We start from the raw sequence: 13,444 nt of genomic DNA on the forward strand, positions 1-13,444 counted from the left end.
AGGCCGAAGCTACTATTCGGACCGGTCGGCTCGTCCCGACCAGCTACCGGTTCGTGCCGTGGAAGGAACCGACGTGTCTGTGAAACCGATCTCATGGCCGAGCGACCTGATGGCCGATCCAGGTACAGCCGGATGCGGACCGTTCGAGACACGGTTGCACGCGGCGATCGACCAGCTGCCCGAAGCGCTGCGCCGGATATCGGGATATCACCTCGGCTGGTGGGATGCCAGCGAAAGGCCCGTCGACGGGCACGGTGGCAAGGCCCTGCGCCCCGCATTGGTACTGGCTTGCGCCGAGGCGGCCGGGGGTTCCGCCGGGGCCGCCTTGCCTGCCGCAGTCGCGGTGGAACTGGTGCACAACTTCTCGCTCCTGCACGACGACGTCATGGATGGTGACCGCACTCGCCGAGGTCGCCCCGCGGCGTGGACCATGTTCGGCTCTTCGGCGGCGATCCTCGGCGGTGACGCGATGCTGGCCCTGGCCACAGATGTCGTCGCCGCCAACGATGCACCATGGTCGTCGATCGCCGTCGGGTGGCTCAGCCAAAGCGTTGTAGAACTCTGCGAAGGCCAGTCGGACGACCTCGAGTTCGAGACGGCGGCGGCCGTCTCCCGGTCCCGTTGTGAACGGATGGTGGCAGGCAAGACCGCCTCGCTGATCTCGGTCTCGTGTGCGCTCGGCGCTCTGGCAGGGGGAGCCGGTGTCGACCGAATCGAGGCACTGCGCGGCTTCGGCCGGCATCTGGGCATGGCGTTTCAGTTCGTCGATGACCTGCTGGGTATTTGGGGCGATCCGATCGTCACGGGTAAGCCTGCTGGAGCCGACCTGCTCAAGCGGAAGAAGTCTTTACCGGTTGTGGCCGCGCTGACCTCCGGTACCGGGGCAGGCATCGAACTCGGCCGCATCTACCGTTCCGACAAGCCCATCGACCAGGCCGTGACCGCAGAACTCGTCGAGCTCGCCGGCGGCCGGCGCTGGGCGACCGAGCGGGCCGAGGAGGAGCTCGCCAGGGCGCTCTCACAGCTCACGATCGCGGGATGCGAGGAGTCACCGACAGACCAGCTGATCGAAATCGCGCACCGGGCCGTCCGACGTACCTGGTGATCGTCTTGCCGAAGCCTGATGCGCACGCCATATTCGCCGAAAGTTCGACGGCTGCTCCCATTCACAGGAGATCAACTTGAGTAGGCACCATTCGAGGTCAGTATTCCTCTTCCCAGGGCAAGGCGGCTACACGCCAGGGATTTTCGCTGCGACAGCCGAGACGGACCCGGCAGTCACTCGAGTCCTGACCGATGTAGACCGCACGGCTACCGCCTTGGGAGGACCGGAGGTCTGCGAGCTGCTGACCGACCGCGATGCGCCCTCGCTGACGCAACTGGTGACGTCAGATCCGGCAAGGCTCCATTTGGCTATTTTCGCTACCGAGATGGCGGCCTACACTCAGCTGACCGCAGGTGACACGGGTCCGGACTTGCTGGTGGGCCACAGTTTCGGTGAATTCGCGGCGCTGACAGCCGCCGGCTGCGTGGATCTGCACACCGGCACCTCCCTGGTGTGCCAGCGTGACTTCGCGTTACGCGCGGCCGGCCCCGTAACAGGCGGCATGCTCTCCCTTTCAACCGGCTTCCGTCGTGCGGAGAACCTGGTGGCCGCTGTGGACGACTGGCATCTCGCTCTCGCTGCCGACAACGGCCCTGACCAGGTTGTCGTGTCGGGCCCACACGAGGCACTCGACAGGCTCGCGGCCGTTGCCGACGCGGCAGGGGTGAGCAGTCGACGTCTGCAGATACCCTACCCTTTCCACAACCGGATTCTCGGAGACGCTGCGGAGCGATTCCAGAGCCAGCTGGACGACTTGAAGATCGTCGCACCGAAAACGCGAGTGTACTCACCGACCTTGAGCAGGTACATCGAGACCGCCGAGGACGCCGCAAGGGTCTTCAGTAGGCACTTACTTCAGCCGGTCCGATTCCTCGAAGCGGTCCGGGTCGTTCACAGTGACGGTTACCGTCGGTTCGTCGAGTGCGGCGCGCGTTCGATTCTCGTCGACTTGGTGAACACAGCAGTCGCGGGAGCCCTCACGGCCACACCGCTCCGGCGACGAAAAGCACCGGACAAGGCCGTTCCGGCGATCGCCTCCGACCGGAACACCGTTCTGCCTGCCGAGGTACCCTCCGATGTGCCCTCCGCGGCTCCCACTCCCCACGTCGACCTCGATCCGGCGAGTGCCTCGGACGTACTCCGCGAATTGCGGTCTCTGTATGCGGAAGCGGTCGGCTATCCGGTCGACGTGTTCGAATCAGGAGTCGAACTCGAAGCCGACCTCGGTATCGATTCGATACGACAGACAGAGTTGCTCAATCGGGCGCTCAAGAAGTACGAAATTCCAAGCTTGGACGTACGGATAACTGAATACACCACGCTGGAGGCAGTCGCAGCCCTGGTGTCGGAGCAGGCTTCCGCAGCGGCCAAGTGATGACGCGGAGGGCCCAGTGAGTAGCGGCTTCGAAGGCAAGATCGCCCTGGTCACTGGCGGTACGAAGGGTGTCGGTCGCGCGATCGCGCTCGAACTCGGCCGCCGTGGCGCACACGTGATAGCGAATTGGTTCCACAGCGAGAAGGACGCTGAGGATACCGTTCGCCTGATTCGCGGTGCGGGCGGTTCAGCCGAACAGTTGCGAGCCAGCGTCGCCAAGCATGACAGTGTGGAGAGGATGTTCACCGCGATCGCGCGGAAGCACGGCAGACTCGACATACTGATCAACAGTGCGGCACGAGGCGTATTCGAGCCAACCGAAGTTCTCACCGACCGAGACTGGGAACGGGTGCTCGACACCAATCTTCACGGCCCGCGGTGGTGCGCCAGGGCGGCACTGCCATTATTGCCGAAACCCGGTGGGGTGATAGTCAACGTATCCTCTGTCGGCAATCGGGTCGTAATCGATAACTACACGTCGGTTGCGGTCAGCAAAGCAGGACTGGAGTCACTCACCCGATATCTTGCCGTCGAGTTCGGAAAGTACGGCATTCGGGTAAATGCCGCCGCCGCCAGGATGCTGGCCGGCGCCACTGTGGGATTGTTCCCAGGAAGCGAGTCGATGCTCGAAGCGGTGGCGGCCGGAACGCCGCTGGGTCGTATCGGGACCGCCGAGGAGTTTGCCGGCCTCGTCGCCTTTCTGGCCTCGGAAGACGCCGGCTGGGTGACCGGCGAGGTAGTACTCGCCGACGGGGGCAACTCGTTGGGTGGAGCCCTCGCCCGAGCCGGCGGCACTTGGGGCCCGGCACATCGTCAAGAGGCAGCCGACCGAGGAGGGCGAAGCGAACAGGTCTCGTCGCCACAGGATTCCGACGACGCTGTCGCCATTGTCGGCATGGGGATCATGGTACCCGGAGCCGATTCCCCGGAACGATTTTGGAAGCTGCTCCTTGGCGGCGAGCCGACGTTTTCGGAACCCGGTGATCGCTACCCTCAGGAACATTTTTGGGCTGCGGACCCGGGCGAGCAGGATCGTACCTACGCGGCCAAAGCAGGATATCTGGGTAAATCCGATGAACCCGACTTCGCCGGCGGATGGCTCCGCCAGGCCATCCGGCAGGCGCTGCCCGCATCGTTCGATTCCGAACGAGCCGAACTGGTCATCGGCGCATGCGCCGACGGCAATCAGCATCTGGAACAGGCGTTGGTCGTCGAAGGCCTCAGCCGACGACTCGCCTTCAATTGGGCAAGCCAGGACCACAGTGACCCGGAGGAACTACACGATCGCCTCCGTGAGGCACTGCGCGCACACTATCGAATGGACGATGGCGACCCTTCCAGTCATCTACCGGATGGTGTGGTGCGAAACGCGATTGCCGGTCTGCTCCCGACTTCGACCCCCTACACTGTGATCGACACAGCTTGCTCCTCTTCGCTCTATGCGCTCGATCTCGGCGCCAAAAAGCTGCTCGCCGGCGAGTGCGATCTGGCGTTGTGCGGTGGCGTGTACATGGTGACTCCTCGATTCAACGTACTGTTCGGTAAGCTGAACGGTCTCAGCCGCAGAGACGACCTACGCGCTTTTGACCGCTCCGCGGACGGCACGATGTTCTCCGACGGTTCGGCGATGGTGGCATTGCGCCGACTTTCGGACGCACGACGCCGAGGTGATCGGATTCTAGGCGTACTCGCCGGCTTCGGGGCAGCTGCCGACGGCAAAGGAAAAGCGATCTACGCGCCGAATCCGCGTGGTCAAGAACTCGCGCTACGGCGCGCCTTCGAGATCAACGACCTCTCGAAGAGTGACGTCGGCTGGGTTGTCGCCCATGGGACGGGTACCCCTGTCGGCGACGAAGTGGAGCTCCAGACCCTGAACACCGTCTTCGACGGTACGGAAGTCGTCTGCACCAGCAGTAAGTCGCTCGTCGGGCACACGGGGTGGTCTTCAGGAGTGGTCTCCGTGATTCATGCGCTGCTCGGCCTGCGACATGGGGTGGTGCCAGCCCAGTACGGAACGACCGATCCCTTGCCACACGCGATCGGAGCGTCCGTCCGAGTACCTGCTGAAGACACCGCGCTGCGTCAGCCGGTCAAGGGACGGCAGGTCGTGGGCGTATCCGCGTTCGGGTTCGGTGGCACCAATGCGCACCAGCTCATCGAAGGTGCGGCCAGTGACGCCAGGGCGCCGCGATGTCAACCACCACAGCTGGTCGATGAGATCGTGCTGGTGGCGTGGAGCGCGCACCTACCGGGTGCCCCGTCCTCCGCGGACATCCGAGACCGCCTGCGCAAAGGAGAAGCACCCTCCGAAGCCACCAGCTTCGGCTCACCGATGCCACTGCCCGGCCCTCGAGCACTGGGTATGCCACCTGCGACGGCGGCAGCTCTGGATCGAACTCAAATCATGGCTTTGGCTGTCGCAGAACGTTTCATCGCGGAGAACGGCACTCTATGGACGGGGATCGAAGACAAGACGGGCGTAGTGGCCGCACACTACGGACCGGTGCTCGCCTGGGCCGAAGCATCGCTGCGATGCTACGCCGACGACCTCCTGACTGTCGCAGCGGGCGATCATCTGGACCCTGCCGAATTCGCCAAAGCGGCGAACGCTTGTGTGGCCCAGATCCGATCAGAGGTGCATCCGACGACGCCCGACACCCAGCCGGGTTTGATGAGCAACGTCATTCCGGCACGCATCGCGAACCGGTATGACCTGAACGGCCCGGTTCTGCTCGCCGACACCGGTGCGTCGTCGTCGCTCGCCGCGATCGACATCGCGAGCCGATACTTGCGATCGGGCCAGATGAACCTGGCACTGGTACTGGCGCTCCACGGCGATAGCTCGCCGGATCTGGCCGCCCTTCTAGGCCAGGACGGGCTGGCGGAGGGCGCGTTCTTGCTCGCCTTCGCACGCCGCAGCGACGCGATGCGCGAAGGCTGGCCAGTGCTCTGTGACGTCAGCACAAGTCCTCCGGACGACACGCGGCAGGAAACCGCTCCCTCCCGGTCGCGCAGCTACCTCGCCGCCGACGGGATCGTCGACTTGCTCACTCAACTAGAACGTATCTCGCACGGAGGTGCAGCCGTCGTGACCGGACAGTTCCCAGCTCCCCAGGTCGGACTGAAGACCACCGCGACGGCCGCCCACAACCGTCGCTATGTCAGCTGTCTCGTCGAAGAACCGATCGCGCTCGCTCCGGCTGTTCCCGCGACACCCGGCGACGACTGGCTCGTCATCGTGCAGCGCGGCTGTGAAGGCGCACTCCCCCGGGAACTTGCGGCTTCCGGAGCGGAAGTACTGGTGGTCGACGGTCTCCGGCCTCGTGAGGACCAGTTCGCGACCAGCGGGCCCTTCCGGCACGTTCGGGTGATCGGCAGCCTCGACACGGACACCTGGCCGGGGCCGCCTGCGCCTGACGTGCTGGCGCTGCACGAACTGCTGTTCCTGGCCGCGCGCGCCTATCGAGATCAGCTCGAGACAGGGGGATCGCTCGGTGTCCACCTCAGCGATCCGTTGCGAGGTGGAGTTCCACACCCTCATTCCGGTCTCTTCACCGGGACGATGAAGAGCCTCGCCTGGGACCTACAGGGCTCGCTGTCGGCTGTCGTGCTCAGTGACAGCGGCGGTACGGAAACGTGGGGGCGGCTGCACGATGAACTGCGGCAGCACCGGGGAGACCCCCTCAGCGTGTACCGCGGCGGCATTAGGCAACGATATCGACTCGCCGAGGTGCCGGTATCTGTCGAGGAAGACGCCGACCCGTTGCGACCAGGGGCGGTAGTGGTCGCCACCGGTGGCGCGCGGGGGATCACAGCGGCCTGTGTCGAAGAACTCGCACGACGCGTACCCCTCCGCGTGTGGCTGCTCGGGTCGTCGCAACTCGACGATGTCCCTGACGACATACTGCGCGCCAACGAACCCGAACTGCCCGCATTACGTGCCGCCTACCTGCGCGAACGCCGCGCGATGAAGTCATCAGCCACTGTTCCTCAGCTGAGCGCCCAGTTCGACAGGTTGCTGCGTGCCCGTGAATCACTGCTGACCTTGCGGAGGCTCCGGCACTCCTGTGGCGCGGACGCCGTGCGTTATGTGACCTGCGATGTGACTGACGCCGCCGATGTGCGCCGGGTCGCGAACGAGATCGCGGGAGTCGAGCGCTCGATCGACCTGCTCATCCATGGGGCGGGCCTCCACGGTGGTGGCGACATCTCCCGTCTCACGCTGGAAGGTTTGCGTAAGATACGCGACGTCAAAGTCGCCGGATACCACAATCTGCGCGCGGCGTTCGTCGATCCGGCGCCGCGGCGCTGGTGCAGCTTCGGCTCGGTATCCGGACTAGTCGGTCTGCCGGGCGAGTCCGATTACGCTCCGGGTAACGACTTTCTCACGTCCGCCGCCCGGTACAGCGCCCACGTCGAAGGCCGTGACGAACAGGGCATCGGCTGGCCCATCTGGTCCGAAACGGGGATGGGCTCCTCGGAACTCGTCCAGGCACACAACGCGCGAACGGGCTTGATGGCGCCACTTTCAACCGCAGAAGGAGTCCGGCATTTCGCGCACGAAATCGCGGCACACCGGACAACCGAGCCGGTGGTGTCGTTCCTCCACCAGATCGAGCTGGAAAAGTTCGGTACTCAGTTCCCTGGCCTCTTCTTGACCGCCGACGACGCGCCGCCGTCATTCCTGCTCGACACGCCGTACCTGCGGACGCCGCGGCATGCCCGATGGACGTTGGACATGACGGCCGAACGAACAGGGTGGCTTGAGCAGCACCTCGTCAAAGGGACACCCACCGTCCCGGGCGCCGTGCTCGCGGCCGTCGCCGCTGAGGCCGCGATCCAGCTTCGCCCGCGCCTCGTCCCGGTGGAACTTCGCTCTTTGCGCTTTTCGTCGTTCGTGCGCCCCCACGCGGGCGACAGCAGACGGCCGTCATCGCCATTCCAGGTGGACGCGTCGATGGTCGGTGAGGACGAGATCCACGTCGTCATTTCCTCCGACGTGACAGGCCCTGGTGGACAGTTACTGCGCACCGGACGCGAGCACTTCAGCGGCACGGTCGTGCTCGGTACGGTGGAGACCGATCAGGTCACGAGGGTGCCCTCAGTCGGCGCCGAAGTGTCCGATCCGTACTATCTCGAGGGCGCCGCGGTTCACCTCGACGGGATGTTCCACGCCACGGACGCCTGGCTGGCAGGGCCCAGCGGCTCCAGCGCACGATGGCGGCTCCCGCAGGCGAGCCGGCCGGACGAACGATTCCTCGCCCAGCGGTCACCGATTCCCGTAATCCTGATCGACAGTCTCCTCAGGACCGGGGTGTTGTGCGCGGACGAGAGCGGTCGCCAGGTGGTGAAGGTACCTCGAGCCGTCGAGAAGGTAGAACTCCGTGTCGCAGGCAGTGACCAGCTGATCGCCCGCGACCACCCGACGATCACGCTGCACCACCATGCGGAAGACGGCATCGACGAAGCTGTCAGCGGCAACGAAGTTCTTCTGCGCGTATCAGGCTGCGAACTGATTTCACTCAGCGGCACGCCAACGGCGGTTTCACCAAGGACCATGCCCACGGCCAAGACCATTACAGCAGCGGTCGCGGAGAAGGCAGGGGCGGAGTTCGTGATCCGCGAGGTCGAGTTGGACCTTCCCCGGGCGGAGGAAGTTCGGATCCGGGTGGAGGCATCCGGTATCTGTCATACCGATCTCTTGGTCCGAGACCAGATCTATCCGCCTGGCTTGCCCGCAGTGCTAGGCCATGAAGGTGCGGGCGTAGTGGAAGAGGTCGGTTCCGCCGTGCGCGGCATCGAACCGGGTGACCACGTTGTGGTCTCCTACGCGTCCTGTGGTGACTGCACCCACTGTCTACGGGGTTCGTCTTGGTGTGATCAGTTCCTGCAGCTCAATCTCGGCGGCAGCAGGCCTGACGGCAGTTCGCCGATTTCGCTGAACGGCGAACAGCTGTCTGCCCACTTCTTCGGGCAGTCGTCGTTCGCGACCCATCTCGTGACCTCGGTTCGCAATGTCGTGCGCATCCCGAAGGACGTCCCGTTCAAGGTGGCCGCACCAATGGGCTGTGCGGTGCAGACGGGCGCAGGCGCCGTGCTGAATGCGCTGAGGCCTCCCGCGAACAGTTCCATGGTGGTCTTCGGAGCGGGAAGCGTAGGGTTGAGCGCGATCATGGCCGCACGAGCCGTCGGTTGCTCTCCGATCATCGCGGTGAACCGGCGGCAGGATCGGCTCGAACTCGCGAGTGAACTGGGTGCCACACATCTCATCGACGGGAACGCCTCCGACATCGTCGAACAGGTTCTCGCCATCACGGGCGGAGGCGCCGACTACACACTGGAAAGCACTGGCGACCAGAAAGTGATCGCCTCCGCTGTGCGCGCACTCAAGATGGGCGGCGTGTGCGGCCTGCTCACTGTGGCACCGCCTGGAGTCGAGGTCGGTATCGATCTGTCTCACCTGCTGTTCGGCCGGACGATCAAGGGGATCCTGGAGGGTGACCTCCTCCCGCAACTGCTGATCCCGCAGTTGGTCGACCTCTACGTCAAAGGTCTGTTGCCGGTGGACCGACTCGTCCGCACCTACCGCCTGGATGAGATCAACCGGGCGGTTTCCGACGCGAGAACCGGCACGACCATCAAGCCGGTGCTGCTTCCTTCAGGGTAGGCCGGCGACCTGCAACTGTCGGGTCTTGCGACGCTCGGAGAGGACGGGAGGAGGAAGCGCCGGCATACCCAGGGCGATGCTCATAGCACCACTTCCTCGACCGACCGCTCGTCCTGGGCGGCCGGTGACAGCGAACGCAGAGCCGCTCGCGCGATCGACGGGCCGTCGAGGCCACAGGCACCCAGGATGGCGGCACGCTCGCCGTGAGCGAGGAAGGACTGCGGCAGCCCCAAGTTCGTGACCTGGGTGGCGACCCGGGCATCCGAGACGGCCTGGCCGAGCGCAGAGCCCATACCGCCGCTGCGGACGCCGTCCTCGACCGTCACCACGAGTTGATGCCGGGCCGCGAAATGGACGAGCGCCGGGTTGACCGGCAAGACCCACCGAGGGTCCACGACAGTCACCCCGACACCCTGCTGTTCGAGTATCGCGGCGGCCTCCAGCGCCGCGGCCGCGGTGACACCGGCCGCCACGACCAAGACGTGCAGCGGCATACCGGAGCTGCGGTGCAGGAGGTCGAGGCCGTCCATCCGTCGCAGGGCCGGGATCGCCGGCCCTGCGACGGCCTTGGGGAACCGTATCGCCGTCGGTCCTCCAGTGACCGCGACGGCCTCTCGCAGCAGAAGGGAAAGCTGATTGGCGTCACGTGGCACCGCGACACGCATACCGGGCACATGACCGAGCAGTGCGAGGTCCCACATACCGTGATGACTGGGTCCGTCAGGACCGGTGACACCAGCACGGTCCAGGACGAACGTCACGGGTAACCCGTGTAATCCGACGTCCAGCAACGCCTGATCGAACGCGCGGTTCAAGAAGGTGGCGTACAAGCAGACGATGGGATGGCTCCCGCCCATCGCGAGACCGGCGGCCGCGGTCACCGCGTGCTGTTCGGCTATCCCGACGTCGAAAGTACGTTCGGGAAAGGATTCCGCGAACCGTCCGAGCCCCACGGGCAGCATCATGGCGGCGGTCACCGCGACGACCTCGTCGTGCTCGGCACCGATCTCGGTGATCACATCACCGAACAGGCTTGTCCAGCTTCGCCCGGCGCCGGGTTTCGGTTCACCGGTCAGGGGTTCCATCACACCGACAGCGTGCATACGGTCCGCGTCGTCGTTCTCCGCGTGGACGTAGCCGCGTCCTTTCTCGGTCACGCAATGCACGATCGTAGGCCTGCGTCGAGCGGCGGCTCGGCGCAATGCCCGTTCCAGTTCGCCCTGGTCGTGTCCATCGATCGGCCCGAGGTAGCCGAAACCGATCAGCTCGAACAGGCTGTCACCTTGACCTTCGCGAGAGCGGAGAGCGGCGAGGTGCCGAGCGAGCCCTCCTGCCGTAGGGGCATAGGAACGGCCATTGTCGTTGAGCACCACCACGACCGGCGAGCCGCTGACTCCGAGATTGTTCAGCGCCTCCCAGGCGAGGCCGCCTGTCAGGGAACCATCTCCGACCACCGCCACGACTGTTCTCTCGGTCTCACCCCGCAAACCAAACGACTTGGCCAGCCCGTCCGAGTACGACAGTGCGGTCGAAGCGTGAGAATTCTCCACGAGATCATGGACGGATTCCGAGTTCCGGGGGTATCCCGAGAGCCCACCGGTCTGGCGGAGTGTCTCGAAGCAGTCGCCCCGGCCGGTGAGGATTTTGTGCACGTAGGACTGATGACCGGTATCGAAGACGATCTTGTCTTTCGGTGAGTCGAATACCCGGTGCAAGGCCATGGTGAGCTCGACGACCCCGAGATTCGGACCGAGATGGCCGCCGGTACGGCTCACCTCCCGGATCAGGAAGGCCCTGATCTCTTCGGCCAAGCGGGCCAGACCGGCGTGGTCGAGATTCTTGAGTTCCGAGAGGCCTGGAAAGGTTCGAGACACGCTTCTTCACCTCTTCCGGACGGCCGGGACTCCTTCGCCGAACCCGGGAGGACACCGGACCTGCGGCGGCCCGTCGCCGCTCTTCGTGTCGACCGCCGCGGTGCCAAGCACGGCATGAACGACCATCATCCTCGGCGCCGGGACCGCAGGAAGAGGGCACTCCAGGCGCGCAAGGGCAGATCTTCTGCCGGATCCGCTCTCACGTCGTTCGATCTTCTTGCCGAGACGGAGTTCCCGAGTTAAGCCAGAGGACCGAAGCGTCGCGGACGTAGAGTGTCCTCGCTGGTCGCCATGGTGCCGATCAGCCGGTCAGGACGCCCCGCTCTCCGAGGGTGCCGTCGTGTCAGGAAGTACGTTGGCATGCAGGACCCGCAATTCGATCATCATCCGCAAACGCTGATCCGGGTCGGTGAGGTCCAGGCCGCCCACCTCGGCCGCCCGCCGGATTCGGTAACGGAAGGTGTTCTGGTGAACGTAAACGGACTCGGCGGCCAAGATCACGTCGCCGAAGGCGTCCAGCCACGCTCGCAACGTCTCGACAAGATTTCCGCCATGCTTCCGGTCGTACCGGATCAGTTTGGCCAGTGCGCCTGTCGGAGCTTCGCCACGTGAAGCGGCCAAGTCACGAAGCTCCGATATCAGGGCTTCGCCTTGTAGTTGCGAGAACGCGCCCAGGCGTCGATGGGGGTGCCCGTCCCGGAGTACGCGCAAGACACGGTCCACGCCCGAACGGCTGTGCGCCATGTCGGACAGACCGTTCGCGATCGGCCCCACGGCCGTGATCGACGGCAGCCGAGCGCCCACCCGTTGCAAGAAATCCTGGAGTATGCGGACAGCGCGGCATTCCGCCTTCTCCGCGTCGCCCGTCGTCGGCAGCAGCCCATAAGTCACCGCTCCGACCTGCGCGGCGGCCGCCCGCGGGTGCACACTGGTCAGATGCACGGCGAAGGCGTCGGCGAGGCGATGCCGGTCGTGGATCACGGCGGCACCATCGGTGAAATGAGAGACGCGTTCGTCGAGCGTCACCCCCAACACCAGCAGCGGCTGTCCCGAAAGTCCCAGCCGCTCAAGTGCCTCTATGGCGCCGTATCCTCCTTCCAGCGCAGTGCTCAGCAGGTCCGCCCGGAGGCGCTGCTGCACATCGGCGCTGGCGCGGACACTGAGCAGATGCAGCGCGACCAACTTCGCCGACTCGCGCAGTGCGATGTCACGATCGTCGTTGAGCGGACCGGTGACCACCGCCCAGATCGAGCCCAATACCTCGTTGCCCGCACGCACGGCGATGGCCACGCGAGGCAGTGTCTCGTCCGCTATGGGTTCGATATAGACGGGATCTTCACCGCGCAACAGTTCACGAAACACGCCGCGCTCCCGCAGGATCCGGGAATAATGCTCAGGGACCTGTCTGCCGAGGATGGTCTCCACCCGCGCGGGGTCCGCCTCGTCCTGCCCGCCGGAGAAAGCGAGAACGCGCGAACTACGATCCTCGATGGTCACCGGCGCGTCGAGCAAACCGGCGATGGCGTTGGCCACGGTGAACAGATCGCCGGCGGGCAGCCCGCCGAGCGATTCCGAATCGACCACACCACCACTTGCGCCACCAAGCAGTGACCGGACCATCTCGGCCAGATGTCCCCAGGGCACTCCCCGGTTCAATCCGAGCAACGCCACCTTGGAGGCCCGGGAGGCAGCGCGGATTTCGTCGGTCACCGGGGCCGGTGAGCGGACCACCAGCGCGGCGGCGCCCTGTCCGCCGACTTCACCCAGCAGCGCGGCTATCCCGCTGGAGTCGCAAGCCCCCACCCCGAGCACGAGAGCGCGTGCGGGAAGCACCGGCGCGTCGAGCGGATCGTGGAACACGACGCCACCGACTTCCTCGGTGGAGGTGACATCGCCGTATGCGAGGTCCAGCAGCGTGGCTCCCAGATCGTCGAGAATCCGTTCGAGGCTCACGCGGGGGCGTGACGTTCCGGGTCGGGGCATACCCCTATGGAAACGCGCGCTTCGACCCAATTGGTCGTCCACACCCAAGAAAGCGGACTTCCTTTGTCGAATCCTGCACCTTTCACCTCTACATCTTGCACATTGCGATCCAGCCTGATATGGCCAAGCCTGCTGGAGTACAGCCTGCTGTACTGATTTTCCGGGCGCGGACGGGGTCGGCCTGAGAAGCCGGTCCACCTACCGTTCTTGTCATGACCGATGAATCGAATGCCCCGCAGACCCACCGCCGCGCGTTGCTCTGGACCGTTCTCGTGATCAGCGCCGTGGCCAACGCCGCCGCGTCCATGGCCGGACTGAGTGCCTACATCAGCGCCGGCTTCGGTTTGCTGACCCTCGCGTGTGGCGCCACGTTGATCTTTGGCCGTCGGAAGAGCCATGAAAGGCCGGGGAGCCGAGACTGAGGCCTCAGGGGCATGCCG

Annotated in this window: 6 protein-coding genes; 4 read left to right on the plus strand and 2 right to left on the minus strand. The window is 65.1% G+C overall.

Annotation, left to right across the window (positions count from 1 at the left end; genetic code table 11):
• The first annotated feature begins 58 nt into the window (after positions 1-58).
• From ACLJPX_RS35735 to ACLJPX_RS35745, 3 genes are all read left to right on the plus strand, one after another.
• The gene (locus ACLJPX_RS35735; protein WP_410604767.1) at positions 59-1,105 is read left to right on the plus strand and encodes a polyprenyl synthetase family protein; all 1,047 of its coding nucleotides are present in this window, start codon (positions 59-61) and stop codon (positions 1,103-1,105) included.
• Between the two features lie 76 nt (positions 1,106-1,181).
• Complete coding sequence (locus tag ACLJPX_RS35740; RefSeq protein ID WP_410604768.1) at positions 1,182-2,480, plus strand: acyltransferase domain-containing protein; 1,299 nt, start codon at positions 1,182-1,184, stop codon at positions 2,478-2,480.
• A gap of 16 nt (positions 2,481-2,496) precedes the next feature.
• Positions 2,497-9,147: an SDR family oxidoreductase gene (locus ACLJPX_RS35745; RefSeq protein WP_410604769.1), complete on the plus strand. Its 6,651-nt coding sequence runs from the start codon at positions 2,497-2,499 to the stop codon at positions 9,145-9,147.
• An 80-nt stretch (positions 9,148-9,227) separates the two neighbouring features.
• Here ACLJPX_RS35745 and ACLJPX_RS35750 read toward each other — a convergent pair whose 3' ends face one another.
• Both ACLJPX_RS35750 and ACLJPX_RS35755 read right to left on the minus strand, forming a co-directional pair.
• Entirely contained in the window at positions 9,228-11,021 is a 1,794-nt protein-coding gene (locus tag ACLJPX_RS35750) for a 1-deoxy-D-xylulose-5-phosphate synthase (RefSeq protein ID WP_410604770.1), read from the minus strand.
• A gap of 309 nt (positions 11,022-11,330) precedes the next feature.
• Positions 11,331-12,974 (minus strand): PucR family transcriptional regulator, encoded by a 1,644-nt coding sequence (locus tag ACLJPX_RS35755; RefSeq protein WP_410604771.1) that lies wholly within the window; start codon positions 12,972-12,974, stop codon positions 11,331-11,333.
• A gap of 242 nt (positions 12,975-13,216) precedes the next feature.
• Between ACLJPX_RS35755 and ACLJPX_RS35760 the strand changes: the two genes are divergently transcribed.
• Positions 13,217-13,426, plus strand: a complete 210-nt coding sequence (locus tag ACLJPX_RS35760; protein ID WP_410604772.1) for a hypothetical protein — start codon at positions 13,217-13,219, stop codon at positions 13,424-13,426.
• Positions 13,427-13,444 lie beyond the last annotated feature (18 nt).

The organism is Amycolatopsis sp. lyj-90 (genome assembly GCF_046549035.1).
Lineage (GTDB): Bacteria > Actinomycetota > Actinomycetes > Mycobacteriales > Pseudonocardiaceae > Amycolatopsis.